We start from the raw sequence: 25005 nt of genomic DNA on the forward strand, positions 1-25005 counted from the left end.
AAACAGTAAGATTAGTAAGAAATCTTACTGTTGTCTTACCCTCATTTTACACTCTTACTAAAATTAGATAGCCAATTTTCAACCTTTGTATTGTCCTTGATAACCAAGGATGACATTAGGCCTGATGTCCTCATTTATTCAAATAACAATAAAAGATGGACATTACAATCATCGAAAAATTAGAACGCATCGAAAAGTTGTTACAAGAACAACAAACGTTGCAAAAGCAAGTACTCAATTTCAATGAAACTTGCAGGTATTTAGAGCTATCACAATCGCACTTGTACAAATTAACAAGTACGTCTGCCATTCCTCACTATAAACCGAATGGTAAAAAAATCTATTTCCATCGTCAGGAGCTAGATCAGTGGTTATTACGTAACCGTATGGATTCCCAGTTCGAAATCGAACAACAAGCAGCGAATTATATAATTCAAAAAGGAAGGATATAGTTATGACGGAGATAATCGATTTACTCTTGGCACTCTCACAAGAGATTAAGGATATAAGAGCGCGCATTGAATTATTAAAGGAAATGAGAGCAGACCGCCTAAAATTCACCTGGGTAGACAATCAAGAAGTATTGCAAATGCTTCACATTAGTCAAAGAACCTTACAAACGCTTCGCTCTAACGGAACCCTACCGTACAGTAGAATCAAAGGTAAATTCTACTACAAAATAACGGATATAGAGGACTTGTTACAAAGCAATTACTATAACCCAAACTTCAAATGCGATGGAAATAAGTAGACAAAACATCTTAGATAAAACGCATTATGGGTTAAATATTTACGCTTATGTATTGCGGCAGTATTATTCTAATTCTTCGGTCCTTTCCTTAAAAGGAAGGGACTGCGGAATTACCCGCAACCCATTTAATGGAGGGAAGCAAACGCTACAAATTAATATAGTAGATAATCTTGCTAGGCATTATGATACCGAGTTAGCCGATTTTAAAGGAGATGTATTCGATTTTGCATCCTATCACTTTAAGATAATAGAAGAACAAGACCTGTTGCAGAAAATCAATGAGCTAATGCACTTAAACTTGGAAGTTAAACAAGATAATGATCTAGCATGGTTAGAAGAACCAGATGATACTTGGTATGCTTACTGTAGTTTTTTCAAAGCACCAATTAGAAATGTGTTTCCTTCTGAAAAAGTAAGATTACATCATGTATTTGAACGAATTACAAGCGATAAATACAAAAGTATTACCGAAACATTTAGAGCCATTAAAGACCCAAAAGAAGCACGAAAATTTAAAGCAAATCAATTTGATTATGTGACATTTTCAGGAGTGTTTTCTAAACGGAATGATGAAAGCTTAACAGAGCATTCTTCATTACTCACTATCGATTTCGACCATCTAGATAATCTAGAAACTCTAAAAGAGCAATTGTTACAAGATGAGTATTTCGAAACAGAATTATTGTTTACATCACCTTCAGGACAAGGACTAAAATGGATAATTCGAATCGATATTTCCGAAGTATCGCACAGCGAATATTTTAAGGCTGTAGCTAATTACATTAAAGAAAAATATAACATAGAGGTAGACCAATCAGGAAAAGACGTGTCTAGAGCATGTTTTCTATCCTACGATCCTTTGGCATACCTACATAAAAGACATCGTAAGATTATTTAAAAGTATAAAGACATGAGAAAACACTTTAATCCTAAAGATTGGATGCAGGTTCCAGAGCCAAAACAAACACCAAAGCAGCCAATCCAAAGCAACCCAGTAACGGTTGTTGCAAACGATATAGAAGCATATATCAGTCAACTAGAACAAGCTGGTATAGATATTACAGACACCTATGGGAAATGGCGGGATATAGGTTTTGCTATTTCTGAAGAGTATGGTGAAGCTGGACGCGAATATTACCATAGAATAAGCCGCAACTATGCGAATTACGACCATAAAGAATGTGAAGAACAGTATAGTAAATGCTTACAAGCCAAAGGGCACGGAATTACAATTGCAACCTTGTACCACTATTTACATCAAGCAGGAATAAAACCACATCGCGAAAAAAGAATTCGTGTTGAGGTAGAACAGCAAGAGGATATAAAACAACCTTTGCCAACAATACCAGACCAGGTGTACAATAGTGTACCAGAATTTCTACAAGAAATAGTAGAGCCTGCAAGTAGCAATGAGGAAAGAGATATTTTACTTCTTGGAGCTTTAACAGCATTTAGTGCTTGTTTTCCAAAACTATTTGGAGTGTACGACCAAAGAAAAGTATTCAGCAACTTATACCTATTTGTTACAGCACCAGCTTCAGCAGGAAAAGGAAGACTAAATCAAATTAAAAATTTAGTAAATCCTGTGCACCAACAACAACGGGAACAAGCTAAAACCCTAAAGCAACAACATCAAGTAGAAATGGCAGCTTATAATTTGAATAAGGGCAAAAGCGAAACCTTAGAAAAACCAGGTAAACCGCCAGAAAGAATGTTGTTCATTCCTGCCAATAATAGCGTTACAGGTGTATATCAATTAATATCAGATAATGAAGGTAGAGGATTAATTTTTGAAACGGAAGGAGATACATTAGCACAAGCATTTAAAAGTGATTACGGAAACTATTCCGATGGATTTCGTAAAGCCTTTCATCATGAAACCATTAGCTATTACCGTAGGACAGATAGGGAATATGTAGATATCGAAAGACCCTGTTTATCCACTGTCTTATCCGGTACACCTAAACAAATTCAAGCATTGGTGCCAAGTGCAGAAAATGGTTTATTCAGTAGGTTTATGTTTTATTATATGAATATCAAACCAACATGGAAAAACGTATTCCTTACCAGTACCACCAAAGGCTTAGATGAATATTATGATCAATTAGGTAAAGAGTTTTTCGAACTATATAAAACACTGAAAAATAATCCACCAATAGAAGTGAGCTTAACAGAAGAACAACAACAAAAGTTCAATGAGTTTTTTGAAAAGCTACAAACCAAATATCTCAATGTACAACCAGATGAATATATCGCAACAGTAAGACGATTGGGATTAATAGCATTTAGAATCATGATGCTGTTTTCAGTATTTCGAATTATGGAAGATGGCGATGTAAATCAAATCAGGCAATGTGAGGATGTAGATTTCAATAACACATTACAAATCATAAGTGTTCTGGTAAAGCACAGTAGTAAAGTGTTTAACGACTTACCAATCGAGCAACAAGATGTAAAACGTGTAAATCGAAAAGAACGGTTTTTAGATGCGCTGCCTTATCAATTTACAAGGCAGGACTATTTAAATATAGCCGACAAATACAAAATACCACACAAAACAGCTGAAGGTTATATAACAAAATTTGTAGCATCAGGATTAATACATAGAGAAGCACATAATAACTACACAAATCCTGCAAAGTCTAAAAAAGTATAGCCTATACCAAATTATAACCTTTAGAAATACATCCAAAAATGTAGATAGCTTGTTTGATGATGTTTATTATAATACACATCTCGGTAATTTTTACTATATTTGTGTATTATAATAAACAAATTATGATTAATGCAGTAACCATTAAAGACGTAAAACTAAAGCTTGCTGAGCTGTGTAAGCAAAAAAGGCAAAGCTACGAAATGACCCAAGAAGACCTGTCGGAAGCTTTAGGTATTTCAAGATATACAATTCAGAAATTCGAAAACGGCAAAAATGCAACCTTAGATACCGTTCTTAAAATAGCAAATCATTTCCACCTGCTTGAAAAATTGCACCAGGCACTTACAGACCTAGAAGAATCTAATGACATAAATTCGTTATACTAAATTATGGCAAAAAATAATATTATAGACGTACTAATGTTTGGAATGGAATTAGGAAAGTTGGGATATGATTTAGACAAAAAAGCTGCTTATTTTCAATATAACCCAGAGTTTTTAGATGCTAATAAGTACACAAATATATTTCCGTACATATTTAAACGCATAAAACCAGTCCAAGTTTTTAAGCAATTTCATAGTGAAACTTTTAAAGGTTTGCCGCCAATGATTGCAGATTCCCTTCCAGATCTATTCGGAAACATCATTTTTAAAGAATGGTTCGACGCACAAAATAAATCATTTAAAAAAATAACACCCTTAGAACAGTTAACCTATGTGTCTAATCGTGGTATGGGAGCATTAGAATATAAACCATCAAAGGAAATCCCTAAATCTACAACCATTAATATAGAAGAAATGGTGGAGGTCCTTAAAAAGGTGTTAGACCTTAAAAAAGAAACATCAGAAAAAGAATTTTCAGATTTAGCATTACTCAATATCTTTAAAATTGGTACATCGGCTGGAGGAGCAAGACCCAAAATATTAATTTCTCAACATAAAGAAACCGGATCAATAATACCAGGCGATATAGAATATGCAAACAACTATAACCACTATTTGGTAAAACTATATATCGAAGAACAAGAAAACAATTATAATAAAGAAAAAATCGAATATATATACGCAAAGCTCGCTTTAGATGCTGGAATAAAAATGATGCCTTCAAAGCTCATTGAAAACAAACATTTTGCAACCCTGAGATACGACAGACAAAATGGTGAAAAACAACATGTCTTAACTGCATCAGGACTAACAGGTTGGGATTTTAAAAAAACAGATAATTCCACCTACGAAAACCTATTCAAACTAGCATTAGACCTCAGAGTACCTTACAAAGATATACAAGAACTCTTTAGACGTATGATTTTTAATGTCGTATTTGCTAACATAGATGACCACCTCAAAAACCACAGCTTCATGTATAACAAAGAAGAGGACAATTGGAGTTTAGCGCCAGCATATGACATCACATATCCATTAAACATAAACCTTAACTTTACCAATACAGCCAGAGCTCTAGCCATCAATAATAAAAGAAACAATATTAACCTAGAAGATGTCCTAACCATTGCAGAAACATACGCAATTAAAAACCCAAAAGGAATTATTAAAGAAATACAAGGCATCATACCTAAATGGAAAGAATACGCTACCCAATATGATACTCCAATAAGAGTCATCGAAGCTATTCAAAAAGACTTCACAATACTTCTCTAAAACATAGAAAAGGCACACTAAGGATTTAAAGGATTTTGAGGATATAAGGATTTGCCCGCCTATAATATATCCTCAAATCCTTAACTTCCTCATTTCCTGTTAAGCATGATAATAACTTGTTAATATCTTTTATTTAATTCTTCCTTTCCTTTGCTTAAATTAGATATTGATTTTCAGATCAATACAGCCTAAAGAAAACATTAGGCAAAACCCATAAGAGTTACGCACCCAGATGCAAGAGGCATGTAGAACCTCGGCATCGCAATCAGAAATAGCAGAAACGCTATACAATAATAGCGTGCTATTGTCATATGCAATAAACGCTTAAAAAGGAAAAACAAGATGTAGAAACAAAGATGTATTAAAAATGAAAAACATGAACCAGGAACTTTACTTTAATATTCTAACCTTCGATATACCAAACGAGCCAATAACATTTCATTTCAGTATAGAAAAAATAGGCAACGCACAGAAACTCTATAAAAACAAATTCCCATCTAATATCGAAGAGATATTCCCTGGTATTTACGAACAGAACCCCGATTTCATATACACATCTTTTAACTTCGAAAAAGAAGGCTATACACCATTAACACTCAATCTAAATGAGCAGCCTATCGAATTGCTGAAGCATTATTATAATTGGAGAATTAAAAAGTACTTCAAAAGCAAAAACAAAGTAGTGAAGCCTAATTTTGTTAATGACAATCAAGTATGGATAAAAGACACAACTTATAAAAACGAAACCTTTGCCAAATACGATAAGTACACCCTAAAACTTCAATTTAAGGAAGTCAGTGATTTTGGGGAATTAATAATAGCTTACGATGGAGTATCTAAAATTATTAAAACACCAATTTCAGAATTAGTAAAAGGAGATGTTTCTACCAGTTTACTAACAGGCGTCATATATAACCGTAATTATTTCAAATACCAGAGACTGCCTGAAAACATAACCGACTTTTCAGAAGTCTATGCAGTATATAACAACGCCCTAAGAGCTGCTTTAGGTTACGAAAGAGATAAAAAAGACAGAGGAAATAAATACATACAATACAAAGCTAAAATTGGTGACTTTATTAAGAAGCATATAGTAAAAGACGATTTTAAAGAAATAGTTTCAATAAACTGTAAATACTACTTACCTGTAGAGAAAAAACGAATTGGCGAAGTAGCAGAAGAGTGTAATGAATTGGTATTTAATAACGGTCTAATAGGGAAAAAACCAAAGTACGATTTCAAACAGCTAAAACCATTTAAACCCTGTACGCAAATACATAAAAACATCCACTTATTTTTTATAGTACATAAAAATCATATTAATGAAGCTAAAGATTTGCAAAGCTATCTGCAAAACGGGTTAAAATGGTATAAAGGCCTACAAGAATACGCAGGAGTATTATATCATGTAGAAAAAGGATTTAGTATAGTGTTCGACGATTTAGATAACCCATTACCGCAAATAACAAACGGAATTAAAAATCTAAAAATGAAGCCAGACGTAACCTATGTAGCTATCTATCTAAGTCCATTTTCAAAGTACGAACAAGACCTAACTAAAAAGAAAGTCTATTACAAGGTAAAGGAACAACTATTACTAAGGCATATAGTATCACAAGTAATAGATGTAAATAAGTTCCAAATAAAGAACAACGAGTACAAGGCAAATCCTACCAAGAGTAATGGGTACCTCTTCGACTTAACAAACATTTCATTGGCAATACTAGCGAAATTAGAAGGCATACCATGGCAGTTAAATAGAACCCCAAAAAAAGAACTAATCATTGGAGTAGGGGCATTTAAAAATGTCGAAGAAGATATAAGATATGTAGCCAGTGCGTTTAGCTTTCAAAGTAATGGCAAGTTCAATGAATTTCAATATTTCAGTAAATCAGACACTAAAAAATTAGCAGGAGCCATTAGCGATGCCATATGGCAATACGTTACTTTAGAACAAAATCCAGACAAAGTAGTTATTCACTTTTATAAGGAAATGAGTAACGAAGAAATAGATCCAGTCTTAGAGATGATGAACACCCTTAACTTAAACTGTCCTTTATACATCGTAAATATCAATAAAACCAGATCAGAAGATATTATAGCCTTTGATAATAATTGGCATGGTAACCTAATGCCTAAAAGTGGAGTGTATATCAATATAAGTAAGTCCGAACATAAATACCTATTGTTTAATAATTCAAGATATGATGATAGTAAAGCATACCCATCAGCAGAAGGTTTTCCATTTCCTGTAAAACTTCGAATTACAAGCCCAACACCAGAAGCATTAAACGACAGTAAAACAATTAAAAAATTAATAGAGCAAGTATACGAATTCAGCAGACTATATTGGAAATCACTACGCCAACAAAACGTACCAATAACTATCAAATACCCCGAAATGGTTGCCGAAATAGCACCTCGCTTCGACAGTAAAGTGATTCCAAATTTCGGGCAAGAAACTTTATGGTTTTTATAGAATTTATACTTTAATGTAAAAATATAACGAATTTCGTTATATAAATATTAAGTAAATAGTATATATTTAATGTTTCAATTTTCTCCCTCATGAACCGTATCAAAGAAGTTTTAGAAGAAAAAGGCATTAAGCAAGTCTGGTTAGCAGAAAAGCTTGGTAAAAGTTTTAATACTGTCAATGGCTACGTACAAAACAGAAGCCAACCCAGTTTAGAAGTGCTGTATCAAATAGCAGAAATATTAAATGTAGATCCAAAAGTATTGTTAGATACTAAAAAATAAAACGTTTAAAAAGCAACAGAATACGTATGAACAAAAAAGACATACTAAATAAAATAAAATCATTAGATGGCCTTTCACAAGAGGAACGTGCCTATTTGGTAAACTTAGTAAACACCAAAAAGAAATACGGTCTCGTATGGGAAGACAAGCCAGAAGATGTTGAAGAGCAGTTACGTACTAAATTACCTGTATTGCAAGAGGTGAAAGAACGAGCAATTATTAATGATACCGATGGGGAAAATCATCCAAACCATATCCTCATCGAAGGCGACAATTTACATGCGCTAACCGCACTTACTTTTACACACGAAAATAAAATTGACCTGATTTATATAGATCCGCCTTATAATACAGGGAATAAAGATTTTATTTATAACGACCGATATGTAGATAAAGAAGATGCTTTCAGGCATAGTACTTGGTTGTCATTTATGGAGAAAAGATTGTTGATTGCAAAGAAATTACTTTCGGAAAACGGAGTTATCTTTATTTCTATTGATGATTATAGCCATGCTCAATTAAAGTTACTATGTGATGAGATTTTTGAAAACAGTAGCAATCCTGATAACTGGAATAATTTAAGTACATTAATTTGGAACAAACAGCATTCTCAGCAACAAGGAGTTTTTAAAAGATATCATGAATATATTTTAGTTTATGCTAAAAACAAGAATAAAGTTAAAAATATTAAAGGTGCTTCAGGCATTATTGAAGCAGGTGCTTTAAAGAAGATTTCTGTGAAAAATCCAGCCTCAGAATTTACTTTTCCCAAAGGTGTTAGGTTTGAAGCTAAAGAAGGTACTGAAATAGAGGGGACCTATGGAGGGTCAGAAAAATTAACGATTACTTCTGGGAAATTAATATGTAAAAATGGCTGTACTGCGGAAGAAGTAACTATTTCTGCAGGGTGGACACAGAAAAATCAAATGAAGTCCTGGTTTTCGGGAAATGATACAGTAGATACAAAAGGGCAGAAAGTGTTGGAGTTTTATTTTACATCTACCGGCAAAGTAAAGTGTCGTAAAGAAAGAGGTTCAATTACACCACCAAGTATATTACCTGAATACGGTATGGTAAGTGAACAGACTGCAAAGTTGAATGCCATATTTGGGAAAACAGAAGTTTTCACGAATCCAAAACCTGTTGAAATGATAAAAGATTTTTGTAGTTGGTTTGCAGGAGAAGACTCGATAGTACTTGATTTTTTTGCAGGTTCAGGTACCACTTTACACTCTGTTATTGAACTTAACGCATCTGATAACAAAAATAGACACTGTATTCTAGTTACTAATAACGAAAATAATATTGCGGAAGAAGTTACATATGAGCGTAACAAACGTATTATACAAGGTTATACCAATACTAAGGGTGAAAATATTAAAGGCCTAATTAACAACAACCTCCGCTATTACCAAACCTCTTTTGTTGATGGAGAACCTTCTTTAAATAATAAAAGGCAATTAACAAAATTAGCTACTGAACTACTATGTATAAAAGAAGGTTGTTATAATGAAGTACAACATGAGCTAAATATTACTCCACAACAAGCACAGATATTTACTAATGGCAAGGGTAAGTACTTGGTTACTATATATCATTCTAGACATCAATTAGAGATTCAAGAACAGCTAGTTATATGGTTAGACAATTTGAAAGACACTACAGAAAAAGTGCGTTTATATGCATTTAGCCCAGAAAAAGAAGTGTTAGCTGAAGAGTTTTATGAGGTAGAGGATAAAGTTGAGGTTGTACCATTACCAGAAGCTATTTATAATGCTTATTTAGCAACTATAAAGACACTAAAACTAGATAAAAAGCAATTTGACAATAAAAGAACGGCTGAGGCATAATATAATAAAGATGTATATATTAAGAGATTTTCAAGAAACAGCAGTGAAAAGTTTGTTAGAGCATACTTATACTGCACTACAACAGCCTACAAAGCAAACCCCAATATTGTTAGAATCTCCTACAGGTTCTGGTAAAACGGTAATGATGGCTTCTTATTTGGAGCGTTTAACCGAGGAACTTAGAGTAAAGCCTGGTTTTAACAATGACGTTGCTTTTATATGGTTGGCTCCTAACACACTACATATCCAGAGTTATCACGCACTTCAAAGTTTATACGAAGATACTAAAAAGCTAAATTGTATTGATTTAGATAGTTTAGGCACGAACCCAACGTTAGACCCTAATGATTTATTATTTCTTAATTGGAGTAGTGTTCACTCTGCAAAAAATATTTGGCGCAAGGATAATGAATCTAACACCAATCTCGAAACTTTAATAGAGAATACTCAAGCAAATGATACAACTATTATTTTAGTTATAGACGAAGCACACCTAAGTGCATTTGGTGGTAAACAAGCCATAGCGGTGCGTAATTTAATAGAGGCAGATGTCGAAATTTTGGTTACAGCAACTGCTCATAATATCCAAAGACCTCAGTTGTCTGTTTTTGTTCCAAGACATAAAGTGGTGGAACAAGAGCTTATTAAGAAAGGGATTCGGTTAAATATAGATTTAGATCCAGAAGAACAAAATGGTGAAAATGTGCATATGCACTTATTAAGAAAGGCTTTCCAGAAAAAGGAAGAGTTAAAAGCCTTATATAATAAGGAATTAGGTGAAAACTGTGTAAATCCATTGTTGCTTATACAACTGCCATCAGATAATGTTTCGCTTAGCTCAGAGGATAAATCCATAAGGGATACCTTAGTAGGGCTTTTAAATGTTGAGTATAATGTTTCTACTCAGAATGGCAGATTGGCTATATGGTTGTCAGGCGAAAAGGATAAAGATAATATTGAAGATATTAATGGTTTTCAAGATGTGCTGATTTTTAAACAAGCCGTAGCGCAAGGTTGGGATTGTCCTAGAGCAGCTGTGTTAGTAAGTTACAGAACTGTAAACAGTCCTTCTTTTGGTATTCAAACAGTTGGGAGGATATTGAGAATGCCACATCGTAGACATTATGAATTAGATGACCTTAATTACGGTTATGTTTTTACAAATATTGAATCAACTAAAATAAATTTCGAGCCTTCAGATGTTGATTTCATTAACTTTCAACTAGCAAAGCGTCAAAATGATAGAGGTTGGGTTTTTAACAATATAAACTCTGCCCAAATAATTAATGATCGTGCAGCTAAAGGTGTATTGACATCTACTTTCCAAACACATTTTTTTGGTGTAATGGAGCATCGTTACGGCTTAACAATGCTACCGGATGTTGATTTATTCACTCCTGAAGAGGGTGAGAAAATTAAAAAAGTGAAAGAAGCGAACCTTTTGGCTATGAAGCAAAACGGTTGGGAGTTTGAAGTAGACCATCATCAAATTCCAATTCCTGTAAACGTAGAAGCCGACCCTTATATTGTAAATAGTATTGTGTTAAATGCGAATCAAACTAAACAGTTTGCTATAACCATGAATCAATTCAATATTATGTTCGAACATTTTTGTTATGATAACATAACACGTTTAAATCGTTCTAAAAGTTGGAAAAAATTAAGGGATGTATTATTATTTTTTGCTGAGTACTATTTGGGGATTTTTGAGCATGATGCCAAAAAAATATACTTATTTCCTCAAAACAGGAGAATATTAGAAGAGTTAATTGTTACAGCCCTAGAGAAATTTGAGCAATGGCAGAAAGCGAAAGGAAATGAAAATCGAAGAGTAGAATATAGTTCTTGGCAAGTGCCAGAATACCGTTATTACAGCGAAAATTTTAACAAGGAACATATAGAAAGTCATGCAATGGTGCCTTTTTATGAATACACAAATGTGTCTAGTCCAGAAAAAAGATTCAAAGAGTTTTTAGAAAGTAATAGTGATCATATTGAGTGGTGGTATAAGAATGGGGATTCAGGTAAAGAACATTTTGCAGTACCATATGTGAAGCAAGCAGACGAAAAACTCGAAAGACATAGTTTGTTTTACGTAGACTTTGTAATAAAATTTAAGTCGGGTAAAATAGGACTGTTTGATACCAAAACAAAACGTTCAGATTTAGATGCACCTAAAAAGCACAATGCACTTTTAGATTATATGGATGAGGTTAATTCTACTAATGAGGAAGAGCTTTTGATAGGAGGAGTCTTAATTGAGGACTCTAATGGTTCTAATCATTGGAGATATTGCATAAACAGAATTGAGGATACTAATGATTTAACAGGCTGGGAGTTTTTGAAACCTGAAACCTGCTAATACAAAATAAAGAATATGAGTAACAAAGGACTAGATTCATTATTTATACATTATGGTATTCGTAAAGATGATATGGCTACCATAGAGCAAATTTGCGAAAAACACGAGATTGATCCAGATTGGCTTAAAGAATATCTGCTTAAATCTTATCACGAAAAGAAAATTAAAAACGAAGACTTAGACGAAAAGGCATTAAAAAAGATGATGGAAAAAGCCCTTCAAAAAATTAAATAACAATGCTAATAAAAAGGATCAGAGCTAAAAATTTTAAGACCTATCTAGAACTAGACTTAAACTTAGAAACAGACCCAGATAAGCCTATTGTTTTAATAGGTGGTGCTAATGGTGGTGGAAAAACTACTTTTTTTGATGCAATTTACGGTGCTCTATATGGTTTGTCTATTAATAGCGAAAAGGATTTTATCGAGCTATTAAACGCCGGTGCATTAGGTAAAATGGAAGAGAAAATAGAATTAGAATTATTTTTCTCAGGAAGGGTGCTTAATCAAGAGCAAGCCTATGTACTCACGCGTACCTATATGCTTAATACAGCTAAAATGCCTGTAGAAAGTGTAAAGTTAAATATGAATGGTTCTATTTTTCAATACGGTACGGCAACCCCTGCTGCACAACGCGCAGAGCAAGAAGCTCAGGTTAATAAAATAATTAAAGGTAATCTTCCTGAAGAACTTAGTCGTTACTTTTTATTTGATGCTATGGAAGCTGGTAATCTTTTAAAAGAAGATAGGCTAAATAGTGTAATTCGTGAAAATATCGAGAATGTAATGGGGTTTAACCGTTACCTTACTCTAGCCAAAGCAGCAGAAGGCTTATCTGAAGATTATACCGCTCAAATGCTTGATTTGGAAAATGAAAAAAAGGAGTATTTAGAATTAGTAAATCTAAAACGTAAAGAAGAAACAACCTTACAAGAGTTAAAAGAAGAACATAAAGAAACCTTAGATTTTTCAGTATCCAACAAAGAGTTGTATGATAAATTAAAAGAGGGTATGAATGTGGAATCTACCCTCAATAATAAGGTAATTCAATTAGAGGAAGAATTAAACAACCTCGACAAAGAAGAAAAGCAATACAAAGCAGACGTAAATGAGTTCATTAAGAATTTTGAAATGCATATAAGCTTGCCTAAACTAGCTGAAACATTGAAAAATGACATTGCTTTGGTGTTAAATGAAAGAGAAAGCTCCAATACAGATGCACTATCACATCTTAATAAAGAAGCGGTAGAAAATGTATTAGCAAAGGCGGTTAACGTATTATCTAAAAAAGGACATGACTTTTCTAATATTTCCATTAGTCAGTTAGCAGAGAAAGTTTTAAAAGATTTAGACGACAATGCGCAAGATTTAGAATATGATTACTTTAAAAGTTCTGAAATTGAAGCCTTAAAAAAGCTAGCCAACGGTAATTACCAAAATCCATACGGTTCTATTATGCATCGTAAACAGACCTTGGATAAGGAAATTGCAAATGCGCATAAAATAAAAAAGCAAATTGAAGATTTAAAGGCTCAAATCACAGGGAAAGATTACTCTTTAATTAAAGCCTACGAAGAGAATGAGGCAGCAATTAAGAATTTAAAAAACCAAATTGAAGAAAAGCTTAAAGACATAAAAAAAATCACAAAGAGACTTCAACAATTTGATATACCAACTACAGAGGAACCAGACCCTAAATTTGAAACACTAAAAAAATTACAACCTTTATTTGATGAGATAGCAAACACATTGCTTAAAAACAAAAAGGATAAGATTGAAGATAAGATGAAAAGAGATTTAAACGTGAATCTTGCAGCTTATCAAGATGTTATAGATAGGGTAGAATTATCTGAAGACTTAAAAGATTTAAATTTTAGTATTTATCACAAAGCAGGAAACGAAATCTATTTAAGCCAATTAAATACCGCATCAACACAAGTAGTTGTGCAAGTACTCCTTAAAGCCCTACACGAGTTTGGCGATTATGACCCACCAGTTATGATTGATACTGTTATGGGAGTTTTAGATGAAACTAGTAGAAGCACCTTACTAGAAAATTATTTCCCGGAATTATCACATCAAACAATCTTATTAAGCTCAGATAGTGAAGTGCGTCCAATTTCAGATTATCAAAAAATTGAACCATTTATTTCTAAGTCTTATACACTATTAAGAGATAAAGAAGCCCAAAAAACAGATGTTGTTGAAGGTTATTTTGGTAACACCATAAATAATTAAATATGGAAGAAGTAGCATTACATAACATTAGACAAAGTGAAGGTTTAATAGATAGCTTATTACCTTTAAAGCATAAAATTGAACAGAAACTAAACTTGTTAGAATATCGAAAGGATACTAAACACATAAGTTTAAATAACAACTTGTTACAGCGTTTAGCTTTGGCAGCTGGTCTCAGTCAAAATCACAAAAGATCCTGGTCAGATATTGAATCCCTTTCAATGGATAGTTTAAGAATTCATGAAACCACGTTCACCAAATTTAATTTACAGTTAATGTGGTCGAGTTTAATTAAATACCGCTATAACCACATAGAAATTGATTGGTCTGTAGCAGCAAACCGTAGTAGAATAATTAATTATGAAATGCTACAAGGTTTAAAGTATTTGATGGAAGATGATAATTTAGAGAACTGGTTAAATATAACTGCAAAATCAGGGAATGCAACATTTGGTGCTATTCCATTTTTAGACCTAAATATAGGAATGTATGAAGGTGATATTAATGCTACTCTAAATTTAAACGGAAGGCAGATCCCAAATACACAAATTTTAATTGCAGGTTCCACAGGCTCAGGTAAATCCAATTTATTAGCAGTTTTAATGCGTGAAATGCGCTCTCTAACTGTAGAAACAGCATATCCTGTCAACTTCTTATTTTTTGATTATAAAGGCGAATTTTCTGATCCAGCAAACCGCTCTTGGTTTAATCATTTTGAAATTAGTGACGATGCAATACTAGACCCAATAAGAGAACCATTGCCTTTCTCACCCTTTAAAAATTTTGAAGGTAAAACCCAAAATGAAATCAATTTATATGCCACTGAATTAGCAAATGCTATTTGTGCAATTGACAATGCTAGAATGAGTGCTAATATGAGTAATAGATTAGCCGAGGCTGTAATTGCAGGATATAAGAAAACAAAAAATAAACCACTTTCTTTTCAAATTATTTTAGATGAGTATAATAATCTTCAGAATGAAAAGGACAGAACTAAGGATGATAGTATAAAGTCTGTTTTAAAGCAACTAATACGAAATAATTTATTTTCTAATGAAGATAACATAGACCTTATCAATAGTAGTTTTATTGTAAAAATGGATGGATATCCTAAAGATGGTCCTTTAGCTAAGGCAATTGTCTATTTTATTATATCTAAATTAAATACCATTTACGAAAAATTACCAAAACAAGAAGTTTCAGAAGAGTGTGTTCAAATTCGTCATTTCACAATTATTGATGAAGCACATTATATGCTAGATTTTGATAATAAACCTTTAAGAGATTTAATAGCTGTTGGCCGTAATAAGGGATTAAGCATTATACTAGCAACGCAAAACATGGATAGTTATAAGTCTAAGTATTTTGACTTCTATGCTAATGCACAATATCCTTTAATCATGAAGCAGCAATCCATAACAGATGGAGTAATAAAAGACCTTTTTGGTGTTTCAGGTAATGATTTTCAGGAAATTAAAGAAGCCATTTCTGGATTAGCTCTTGGGGAATTAATAATCAAAGATGCAACTGCTATTGCTCTTGGAATGGGGAAGAAATTCAAAAAAATTAAGGTAAATAGGTTTATGTAAACCTGTTATAATTTTATAATAAAAACCATATTAAAATATGAAACCACCTGTTGATGACTCAATAAAAAAAATATTGGGAGACAAATTAGAAGATTTATCAAATTTATTAGACGCAGATATATTTACCTATTACGGTCAAATTGTTGACGGTAACGAAAGTATAATTTTGAAAATTATAGAGTCTTTAGCTAATTCTCCTGATAAAAAAGAAAAATTATTTGTTGTGTTAACCACAGGAGGAGGTAGTGCAATTGCGGTTGAGAGGTATGTTAACATTATCAGGCACCACTATAAAGAAGTTAATTTTATTATTCCAGATTATGCATTTAGTGCGGGTACTATTTTTTGTATGAGTGGTGATAATATTTATATGGATTACTTTTCCGTATTGGGGCCTATCGATCCTCAGGTTCAAAACAAGGAAGGTAATTGGGTTGCTGCATTAGGTTATTTAGATAAAGTGAATGAATTAATAGAAAAAGCCCAAAATGAAAACCTTACACAAGCTGAATTTATTATACTAAAAGATTTTGACTTAGCAGAACTAAAAGGGTATGAGCAAGCTAAAGAATTAACTATCTCATTGTTGAAAAAATGGCTAGTAAAATATAAATTTAAAAATTGGGCTACACACCAAACTAACCCTGTCTTACTTGGGGCCCCTGTAACTACTGAGCAAAAAGAAGCAAGAGCAGAAGAAATTGCCGATATATTAAGCAATAATAATGAGTGGAAATCTCACGGTAGACCTATAAATATTGAAACATTAGAAGATAAATTGCGTTTAAAAATTGAAGATTATAGTGATAATGAACCTTTACGTATTTTAATTCGTCAATACTATGATTTACTTTCTGATTATGTGAAATCGAATAAAATGTCTATTTTTGTTCAAACAAAATTATTTATATGAGTACCTTAATTTCTGACAAATTAGATAAGGTTCTTAAAGAAAACAAAGTGACTTCTTCTGAAATATCTAATGTCAAAAAATACATAGAAGCTTTAAGAATATATGATTCTTTGATAAATTCTGGTGTGGCTAAACCAAGAGGTAATAACTTACTTTCAAGGGATAAAGTATTTAGTTCTAAAATCAATTTTAACAGATAATCCCCACAACACAAAACCCAGAATTTTGCGAAAAAGCAAAACCCCTCTGTCTTTTGTGTTGTTCCGCACCCCACCACATAGTTGTTTTTATGTCACAATAGTTGTACCCACCGCTATAATAGCACATGGCTTGTTTTATCTAAACAATCTATTTTAGGAAATTGGTACAATAAAAAAGCCAAGAGCTATTGCCAACGCTCAAACAACTATGCCGCCATAAAAACAACCCCAAGCTATGTTTACATAATGCGTAGTTATAGCAACTAGAAGCGCTATAACTGTCATTATGTAAAATATCCCCTCAGCCCACGCGCACATCCGAACACCCAACAAACAACCGAATAACCTCAAACTGTAGTACTACCAATCCCTTACGATTATAATTTCCACTTTTCCCCAACCACCCTTTTCAAAGGATATAAAAAAATAGGTTTAGAAACTTTAGTACTACGCCATAGCACATTCCTTTTTCTCGTGCCTCAAAAAAGAAAAGAGCTATCGGCTAAATGCCCAGTATGAGTAGCTTGTTTAAAAGCAGCTTTACCAAGCAACAATTTAAAACGCTACCCATACAACCGCTTCATCCACCCCTCAATGTAGAAATACAACCTATTTTTTTAAGTGTTAATACCCCAAAAGTGTTATAGTATATTTGAAATAAAAATAAAATCATGATTACAAAAACAATTCAAATCCAGGAAGTAACAATTGACGAATTAGCAGATAAAGTAGCTGATAAATTATTGGATAAAATACAAGGTTATTTAGATGATTTAAACACTAAAGAAAACAACGTTTATTTAACAAGGCAAGAAGCTGCAGATTATTTTAAGGTTGATCTATCAACTATTTGGAATTGGACAAATAAAGGTAAACTGATAAGCTATAGTATAGGTAATAGACGTTACTACAATAAGCAAGAAATTATCGATATTTTAAAAAAGAATCAATCGAAATAAAATAAAAAAAGGTAGCAAATATATGTGGCTACCACTTCCAGCCGCACAAGTCTATCAAGGTCAAGCCCTATGGGTTTTGAAAAAAATCTCCACCTTCCAGGTAGTATTTTTTCCAAAAACCTTGACAGCTTTACCCACGCCACAACAACTATAGCTATCTTTTTTTCTTTTCAAAAAAAATAATATGCGAAGCGTAGCGAAGCAAATGAGGAACGAATTCATCAAGACCTAAATATCAAATAGAAACATAGTTGATAATTTTAAATTGGATAGCTATGTCATCTTTTGAACTAAAAACACACCAAGTCGGAAGAACCTACTCAAACCCTCATTTTTTCATCTTAAACAAAGGTCTAAATAGTGGAAAACCACTACCAGATCCTTGTCCTAACTGTTTTGTAGTAATCACAAAGACTGAAATAGATAGAAATAATCTTTTTCACCTGTCGTTGATGTTGCAAATAGGTGGATTCTACGCTTACTATTTAAAAGGAAGTGTTATTCCGTTCATATCAATAGATGATTGTAGAAACACCTTAAAAAACAGCTACAATTCATTGTTTAATGATGAAATGCAGCTGCAAAAGCATATTAATATAGTGTCAGCAATTTGTAAAAAAGAAGCTGAACTTAAAAAAATCATTTCCAAAATAGCAGATTTAAAGGTGACATATATTCAAAACCTATTTTCTAAAAAGCAAAATCACGTAATAGGAAGCAACAAAAACGAAATCAATCCATTAGCATAGTATTTGCCATATATTAATTGTGTTGGTTCAGGTCTATACCAAGTCCGTACCAACTTCGAATAGTTTGTAATTTTAAATATTTATTATAATGGGAGTAATTTCAAAAGGAATCCTGGGCGGTGTATCAGGAAAAGTAGGAAACGTAGTTGGTGCCTCATGGAAAGGAATCGACTATTTAAGAATTAAGCCTTCTCATGTGGCAAACCCACGAACAGAAGGGCAGGTGAACCAAAGAAACAAGTTTACAGTAACATTGGAGTATTTACAGCCGAATTTAGGATTTATTAAAAAAGGATATAAATCTTATGCAGTAAAGAAAACGGAATTTAACGCAGCGATGTCATATGTATTGAATAACGCAATTACAGGAACCGCTCCAAACTTTACTGTAGACTATTCATTAGCTTTATTAAGTAGAGGAACTTTGTCAGGAGTACTAAACCCAGTATTCGATTTAGCAACACCCGGACAAGTAGAGTTTACTTGGGATGATAATTCAGCTGAAGGTAATGCAAATGTAACCGATAAGGCCATGATTTTAGTTTACAATCCAAGTAAAAAGGAATCAATTTATAACCTAGAAGGAGCTGATAGAACTGTAGGATCTCAAATCATTACAATTCCAAATACATATGCAGGTGATACTGTTGAACTTTTTATGGCATTTATTTCTGCTGATGGTAGTGTTGTATCGAATAGCGTTTATTTAGGCTCTGGAACAGCTAATTAAATGTTGGTGCTTTTCTCTGAAAACCGCTCATATTGAGCGGTTTTTTTATGTTTTTTCATTAAATTTGTCCCATTCTTGTTTACCTTGTGACTATTCTTTTGCTTGCTGATTTGTATCCTATTTGTTGCCCAAACTCACAGACCTCAATACCTACGCGGATAGTTACTTATTGTATCGGGAAATAACCATACTTTTACTACAGAGAGATTAAATTGATAAATCACTAATCGTAAGATTAGTTTTCCTAATTTTATAGAAATTAAAAAGAGTTTTAAAGTTTTTAATGTGAAAGTTCAGGTATTATGAACCTTCTATATTAAGTGATTAATCAAATTTTATAAAATTTAAATCTATGAAAACAGAATATATCGATATCCCATTAGTAAAAAACGAAGAAAAAAAACGCTTCGAAATAGAAATAGACAACCATTTTGCTTTTATTAATTATGGTGAATTTGGAAATCAAATTGCATTAGTTCACACCGAAACAGATCCTGAATTGGCAGGGAAAGGAGCAGCCAGCGCAGTAGTAGAAAAAACACTACAATACCTTGATGAAAATGATATTTTACTACTTCCTTTTTGTCCTTATGTATTCGCATACATAAAGAAACATCCAGAATGGAAACGTATCGTAAGCCCTAAGTTTAACGGATATGACAAGCTTTAAATAAGCTTAATCGACTTGAAGAAAACTCTATTTGAGGTGTTAATTGGAAAGCTAACATCATTTTTAGCTTTCTTAACTCACCTTCTACCCTAAAGAGTTCGTTTATAAAATCTGTTGTAATTATTTAAAGAGAAAAAAACAGCAACTAAAACAATACTTTCAATTAAAATGAAACTGCCATTTTTTATTTTTGCTGAACATTTCTTTTTCATAAAACTCATATGAATAGAGTTTTTAGTTTTACAGGATTTTAAACAGTATTAAAAACAAACGTGCATATGAAAAATGTAAAAGCAATTATAAGAGAGCAGAAATATAAGACTGAAGTTCAAGCAAAAAACCATATGCTTATTGCAGATGAACCCGTAGAATTAGGCGGGGAAAACTTAGGCTTTACTCCTTCTGAACTACTAGAATCTTCATTAGCTACATGTACAGCAATGACTATCCGAATGTTTGCAGATAAGAAAGGTTGGGATTTAAAGGAAGCCAAAGTAAGCGTAAGTTTAAGGCGAAACCTTAATACTCAAGCAATCACATTCAGAAAGGAAATTGAACTAGTTGGAGATTTGGATGCGGAACAACGCACTCAATTACACGATATTGGCACAAAATGCCCTATCGAAAAAATAATTAAAGGAGAAGTTCTTGTTAAATCGAAGTTAGTGTAAGAACTAAAAATCAAAAAGAAGTATTTTAATAACGGCTTATCATTGAAGTTTCAATAACCAAAAAAATCAAGAGACACCTTTCTAAGCTCGATTTTCGAAGTTAAAACTGAACTTTTATCTGTAAAAACCACTCTTAAGGAGCGGTTTTTTTTATGGTATATTTGCAGCTAATTTCTGAGCTTAATCAGCAAATTTATTTAGCTATAAATATGTTCTGAAAGTGTGTATGTTTCTATATTTCAATTTTAATCTAGACCTACTGAAACGCACTTAAAATGACATTTTAAGTTAATAAGTTAGGTTGGTAAGGATTATGCTACTTACAACAACAATTACGCTTTTTATATTTTTCCACTAACATGGATTTTTACAAAACTAAACATCACTATAAAATGATCAATTGCAAACACTTCCTATTTTCTATGTTGTTAACGTTGGTAACGTTAGCTACAACTGCCCAAAATTGTGAAACACTAGAATCAATAGACCGCAGTGACGAAATAGCAAATATTTCAGGTTCAACTATGGGGCAAAAACTTGAGAGTTTGCTCTTTTGGTCGCAAGAAGAAAAAGAAAGACGTTTTCCTATTATGCAGGAACTTTTTCCAAGCATACTTGTTCCAGCAGCTACTCATACTTCTGCATTAGAAAAAACCGAAAACCTTAAGCCGAAGTGGGATGATAAAACAACTTTAACTTCATATATGAGCGACAATCACGTTCAGGGAGTAATTGTAATTCAAAACAATAAAATTAAACTCGAAGAGTATTCAAACGGAATTGATAAAGAAACCTTATGGACCTCGTTTTCTGTTGCAAAATCTGTGTCTTCTATGTTAGTTGGAATTGCATTAAAAGAAGGTGATATTGAAAGTTTAGACGATCCTTTAAAAAAATATATCACTGAGCTTGAAGGATACGATTATGGAGAAGTAAGTGTACGTCAATTACTAACAATGACTTCAGGTATTGCTTGGAACGAAGACTATGAAAATCATAATTCAGATGTGGCTCAAATGTACTTACAACCTTGTGAAGGTAACGAGTCGCATATATTAACTTATATGAAGCAATTAAAATTTTCAAATAAGCCTGGCACTACTTGGAATTACAGTACTGGTGAAACCGATTTAGTTGGGATACTGGTTCAAAAAGCTACCGGAAAGAGTTTGGCTGAATACCTTTCTGAAAAAATCTGGAAGCCTTGGGGAATGGAGAATTGTGCGTACTGGCTTGCTGACGAATGCAGCAATGAAAACATTGGCGGAAGCGGTCTTTCTGCTAGCCTTAGAGATTTTGCACGCATAGGAACACTTATGCTGAGTGAAAGCAAATTAAACGACAATAATATTTTAGCTGAAGAGTGGGTAAAAGACGCTACTTCTGTTTTATATAAAACAAACGAGCAAGGCGACGGATACGGATATTTGTGGTGGCGTTCAAATAGCGGAAGCTATGCTGCTGTAGGCATATTTGGACAGATGATTTATATCGACCCTAGTAAAGACCTCGTAATCGCACAAATTGCAGCTTGGCCTAGAGCTAGCTCGAAAGAACTAACTAAAGGACGTAAAGAATTTGTAAATGCGGTTATTAAAGCTTTGGAATAATTCTTTTAATAAAGAATTAGGCTTACGGCTTTTCATTTATGGAAAATTAAAAGTCGTAAGCCTTAAATCGTTAATAAAGCAAACTATTTCTGTATCAATGCTGCTGCTTCTCGGTCGAGTATGTATTCCACTTGTGGTAGCGATTGAAGTATAGATGACGGAACATCAGTAGCGATAGTACCGTTAAGTGCTTTCTTAATAATTTCAGATTTTCTTTCCCCTAAGGCTAATAATAATATTTTTTTTGCTTGAACAATGGTATTGATGCCCATAGTAATAGCCTGATGAGGAACATTATCTAAATCTCCAAAATTCTCGATGGCATCTTCCCTTGTTAGCGGATGTAAATCAATTAACCTCGTAATAGAATCAAACTTAGAACCTGGCTCATTAAAACCAATGTGTCCATTTCTGCCAATACCCAATAATTGTAAATCTAAGCCACCAAAACTCTTGATTTTATTTTCGTAATCTAAGCAGTATTGACTTATCTGGTTTGAAGAGCAGTCTGTGTGTGGAATATGAATATTTTCTTTTTTAATGTCAACATGATTAAACAAGTTGTTATTCATAAAATACGTATAGCTCTGCTCGTCATCTACACTTATTGGATAGTATTCATCTAGGTTAAAACTTACAACATTGCTAAAACTCAAACCTTCATACTTATGTAAACGAATCAATTCCTCATAAACCATTTTAGGCGTATTACCCGTAGCAAGGCCTAAAATTGCACGTTTACCTTCCTTTTGTTTTTGAAGAATAAGTTCTGCTATTTTCTTTGCAGTGTATTTAGAAGCAAGCACAGCATTATCACAGAGTGTCAACTTATCAAAATCAGGTTGTTTATTAGGGCTATTAGTCATCACAATTCAATCAGATTTAACTGATTATATTTATTCAAGTTCAATTTAAAAAAGTGTGCAAAAATAACAATTTTAAAGGATAAGCCCTTAATCTAATACTTAAAAGAATGCTAAACTAAAAATTTGAAACCAACTATTTAAAAGTTCTTTGCTAATTCGCTAAACTCCAAACGGATTATCAATACTATGTGCCGGCTCTGTAAACCATTTTGGTCCTTCATTGGTTATGTAAATATGATCTTCTAGACGGACACCAAATTCGTTGGGTACAACAATCATAGGTTCTATACTAAAGGTCATTCCCGCTTGTAATTCAATGTCGTTTCCTCTAAGAATAAACGGATGTTCGTGAATATCTAGTCCGATTCCGTGTCCTGTTCTATGTGGCAGACCGGGAAGATCGTAATCTGGGCCTAAACCATCTTTTACAAGCTGTACGCGTACTTGATCATCAATATATCCACAAGGCTTCCCTAGTTGAGCAGCGTTAAAGGCAGCTAGTTGCGCGTCTTTTTCATTTGTCCAGATTTCTTTCTGTTTTGCAGTTGCTTCCCCGAAAATATAAGTTCTAGTAATATCGGAAAGATATCCATTGAATTGCGCTCCAGTATCTACTAACACTATATCATTTTCTTCTAGTGGCTTTGGCAATTTCACCCCGTGAGGAAAACTAGAATCCTTTCCAAATAGAACAATACAAAAGTACGATCCACTTGCAATTCCAAGTATTTTATGTGCTTTATTAATGAAGTCTTCCACTTCAGCAGTTGTAATCCCTGGTCTTAATATTTTGGCTGTTGCCTTATGCACTTGCATTGTCAAGTCCATTGCATATTGAAGTTGTGCAATTTCCGCATCACTCTTAAGCATTCTAATATCTCGAATCAGGGTTTCGGCGCTGCTTATTTGAAACACCTCGTTATTTTGAAAACGAGAAACTAAGGTAAATGGAGTAACATCGTCTAAAGCAAGGCTTAGCCCCTGTTCAACATTATCAGCAATTTTTTGTATAGGACACTCGTGTTCAGCCCAAGCAATTATTTCGCCATCGATTCCTTTGTAATCGTTAAAGGTGCCTATTTCAAACTCAGGAACCACATATTTTAAACTCCCATCAGCAAAAAGAACTGCCCCTACTAAGCGTTCGGAAGGATTCCATTTGGTATTTGTAAAGTAATATAAGTTAGTACCCGTATTGATGTATAATGCGTCTAATCCGTTATTTTTTAAAGCTGCACAAGCTTTATCAATTCTATTTTGATACTCCTCTTTACTAATTGGAGACGGTTTTACTGTAGGTTCGGTTAATTTCGATAATTCTACTTCAGCAGTACTCCCACCAATCCCGTATTTTCTATTACTATTCATAATTCATTTAGTTTTAAATAAAGACGACAACTCCTTTTTTTAATATGCTACCATTACAGCTAAGACCTCTTGACTCTATATGCTAGATGCTAGATGCTAGACGCTAGACTCCTATTTCAGATACTTGTTAGACAAAGGCTCTCCTGTTTCTCTTTTCTCTTTTCTCTGTTCTCTGTTCTCTGTTCTCAACCTCAATCTCTTGATTCTTGGCTCTTGTCTCTGGATGCTAGACGCTAGGCTCATATTTCAATTTATCGTTATCCAAGTCTCTCTTTTTCTGTTCTGTTCTCTTTTCTTTTTTCTCTGCTCTCTACTCTCAACCTCCTGATTCTTGGCTCTTGGCTCTTATCTCTAGATTCTAGACTTCTATTACAGCTTCTTGTTAGACCAAAGACTCTCTTTTCTC

23 protein-coding genes are annotated in these 25005 nt (G+C 33.2%); 21 read left to right on the forward strand and 2 right to left on the reverse strand.

Annotation, left to right across the window (positions count from 1 at the left end; all coding sequences use genetic code 11):
* Positions 1 to 155: 155 nt before the first annotated feature.
* The 21 genes from G3A46_RS10340 (at position 156) to G3A46_RS10440 (ending at position 22365) form a co-directional block, all read left to right on the forward strand.
* Positions 156 to 452, forward strand: coding sequence for a helix-turn-helix domain-containing protein (locus G3A46_RS10340; protein WP_165149545.1), 297 nt, complete (start codon positions 156 to 158; stop codon positions 450 to 452).
* A gap of 2 nt (positions 453 to 454) precedes the next feature.
* Positions 455 to 751, forward strand: a complete 297-nt coding sequence (locus G3A46_RS10345) for a helix-turn-helix domain-containing protein (protein ID WP_165149547.1) — start codon at positions 455 to 457, stop codon at positions 749 to 751.
* Positions 738 to 1649 carry a BT4734/BF3469 family protein gene (locus G3A46_RS10350; RefSeq protein WP_165149549.1) on the forward strand — a complete coding sequence of 304 codons (912 nt, stop codon included), beginning with the start codon at positions 738 to 740 and terminating at the stop codon, positions 1647 to 1649. Before G3A46_RS10345 ends, G3A46_RS10350 begins: the two co-directional genes overlap by 14 nt.
* 12 nt (positions 1650 to 1661) lie before the next feature.
* Positions 1662 to 3407: a DUF3987 domain-containing protein gene (locus tag G3A46_RS10355; RefSeq protein ID WP_165149551.1), complete on the forward strand. Its 1746-nt coding sequence runs from the start codon at positions 1662 to 1664 to the stop codon at positions 3405 to 3407.
* Between the two features lie 122 nt (positions 3408 to 3529).
* A complete protein-coding gene (locus G3A46_RS10360) occupies positions 3530 to 3793 on the forward strand; it encodes a helix-turn-helix transcriptional regulator (protein ID WP_165149553.1) in 264 nt (87 codons plus the stop codon).
* Positions 3794 to 3796: 3 nt separating this feature from the next.
* Positions 3797 to 5065, forward strand: coding sequence for a type II toxin-antitoxin system HipA family toxin (locus G3A46_RS10365; protein ID WP_165149555.1), 1269 nt, complete (start codon positions 3797 to 3799; stop codon positions 5063 to 5065).
* A gap of 367 nt (positions 5066 to 5432) precedes the next feature.
* Positions 5433 to 7544 (forward strand): Piwi domain-containing protein, encoded by a 2112-nt coding sequence (locus G3A46_RS10370; protein ID WP_165149557.1) that lies wholly within the window; start codon positions 5433 to 5435, stop codon positions 7542 to 7544.
* Between the two features lie 89 nt (positions 7545 to 7633).
* The gene (locus G3A46_RS10375; protein WP_165149559.1) at positions 7634 to 7825 is read left to right on the forward strand and encodes a helix-turn-helix transcriptional regulator; all 192 of its coding nucleotides are present in this window, start codon (positions 7634 to 7636) and stop codon (positions 7823 to 7825) included.
* A 26-nt stretch (positions 7826 to 7851) separates the two neighbouring features.
* Complete coding sequence (locus G3A46_RS10380; RefSeq protein WP_165149561.1) at positions 7852 to 9675, forward strand: site-specific DNA-methyltransferase; 1824 nt, start codon at positions 7852 to 7854, stop codon at positions 9673 to 9675.
* 10 nt (positions 9676 to 9685) lie between these two features.
* On the forward strand, positions 9686 to 12037 hold the full coding sequence (locus G3A46_RS10385; protein WP_165149563.1) for a DEAD/DEAH box helicase family protein: 2352 nt from the start codon (positions 9686 to 9688) through the stop codon (positions 12035 to 12037).
* A 15-nt stretch (positions 12038 to 12052) separates the two neighbouring features.
* Positions 12053 to 12271, forward strand: a complete 219-nt coding sequence (locus G3A46_RS10390) for a DNA modification system-associated small protein (RefSeq protein ID WP_165149565.1) — start codon at positions 12053 to 12055, stop codon at positions 12269 to 12271.
* A gap of 2 nt (positions 12272 to 12273) precedes the next feature.
* Positions 12274 to 14274 carry an AAA family ATPase gene (locus G3A46_RS10395; protein ID WP_165149567.1) on the forward strand — a complete coding sequence of 667 codons (2001 nt, stop codon included), beginning with the start codon at positions 12274 to 12276 and terminating at the stop codon, positions 14272 to 14274.
* A 2-nt stretch (positions 14275 to 14276) separates the two neighbouring features.
* Positions 14277 to 15863 carry a DUF87 domain-containing protein gene (locus tag G3A46_RS10400; RefSeq protein ID WP_165149569.1) on the forward strand — a complete coding sequence of 529 codons (1587 nt, stop codon included), beginning with the start codon at positions 14277 to 14279 and terminating at the stop codon, positions 15861 to 15863.
* Positions 15864 to 15900: 37 nt separating this feature from the next.
* Positions 15901 to 16776: a serine dehydrogenasease gene (locus tag G3A46_RS10405; RefSeq protein ID WP_165149570.1), complete on the forward strand. Its 876-nt coding sequence runs from the start codon at positions 15901 to 15903 to the stop codon at positions 16774 to 16776.
* A complete protein-coding gene (locus G3A46_RS10410) occupies positions 16773 to 16976 on the forward strand; it encodes a hypothetical protein (RefSeq protein WP_165149571.1) in 204 nt (67 codons plus the stop codon). Before G3A46_RS10405 ends, G3A46_RS10410 begins: the two co-directional genes overlap by 4 nt.
* Positions 16977 to 17647: 671 nt before the next feature.
* Positions 17648 to 17935 carry a helix-turn-helix domain-containing protein gene (locus G3A46_RS10415; protein ID WP_165149572.1) on the forward strand — a complete coding sequence of 96 codons (288 nt, stop codon included), beginning with the start codon at positions 17648 to 17650 and terminating at the stop codon, positions 17933 to 17935.
* 275 nt (positions 17936 to 18210) lie between these two features.
* A complete protein-coding gene (locus tag G3A46_RS10420; RefSeq protein WP_165149573.1) occupies positions 18211 to 18684 on the forward strand; it encodes a hypothetical protein in 474 nt (157 codons plus the stop codon).
* Between the two features lie 88 nt (positions 18685 to 18772).
* Positions 18773 to 19414, forward strand: coding sequence for a DUF6266 family protein (locus tag G3A46_RS10425; protein ID WP_165149574.1), 642 nt, complete (start codon positions 18773 to 18775; stop codon positions 19412 to 19414).
* A 352-nt stretch (positions 19415 to 19766) separates the two neighbouring features.
* A complete protein-coding gene (locus G3A46_RS10430; RefSeq protein ID WP_165149575.1) occupies positions 19767 to 20084 on the forward strand; it encodes a GNAT family N-acetyltransferase in 318 nt (105 codons plus the stop codon).
* A gap of 278 nt (positions 20085 to 20362) precedes the next feature.
* The gene (locus G3A46_RS10435; RefSeq protein WP_165149576.1) at positions 20363 to 20755 is read left to right on the forward strand and encodes an OsmC family protein; all 393 of its coding nucleotides are present in this window, start codon (positions 20363 to 20365) and stop codon (positions 20753 to 20755) included.
* Between the two features lie 392 nt (positions 20756 to 21147).
* Complete coding sequence (locus G3A46_RS10440; RefSeq protein ID WP_165149577.1) at positions 21148 to 22365, forward strand: serine hydrolase; 1218 nt, start codon at positions 21148 to 21150, stop codon at positions 22363 to 22365.
* 83 nt (positions 22366 to 22448) lie between these two features.
* Here G3A46_RS10440 and nagB read toward each other — a convergent pair whose 3' ends face one another.
* Together nagB and G3A46_RS10450 are read right to left on the reverse strand one after the other, a co-directional pair.
* Positions 22449 to 23231 carry a glucosamine-6-phosphate deaminase gene (gene nagB, locus G3A46_RS10445; protein ID WP_165149578.1) on the reverse strand — a complete coding sequence of 261 codons (783 nt, stop codon included), beginning with the start codon at positions 23229 to 23231 and terminating at the stop codon, positions 22449 to 22451.
* Between the two features lie 159 nt (positions 23232 to 23390).
* Complete coding sequence (locus tag G3A46_RS10450; RefSeq protein ID WP_165149580.1) at positions 23391 to 24599, reverse strand: Xaa-Pro peptidase family protein; 1209 nt, start codon at positions 24597 to 24599, stop codon at positions 23391 to 23393.
* Between the last annotated feature and the right edge of the window lie 406 nt (positions 24600 to 25005).

It is taken from the genome of Aequorivita sp. KMM 9714, assembly GCF_011065475.1.
Lineage (GTDB): Bacteria > Bacteroidota > Bacteroidia > Flavobacteriales > Flavobacteriaceae > Aequorivita > Aequorivita sinensis.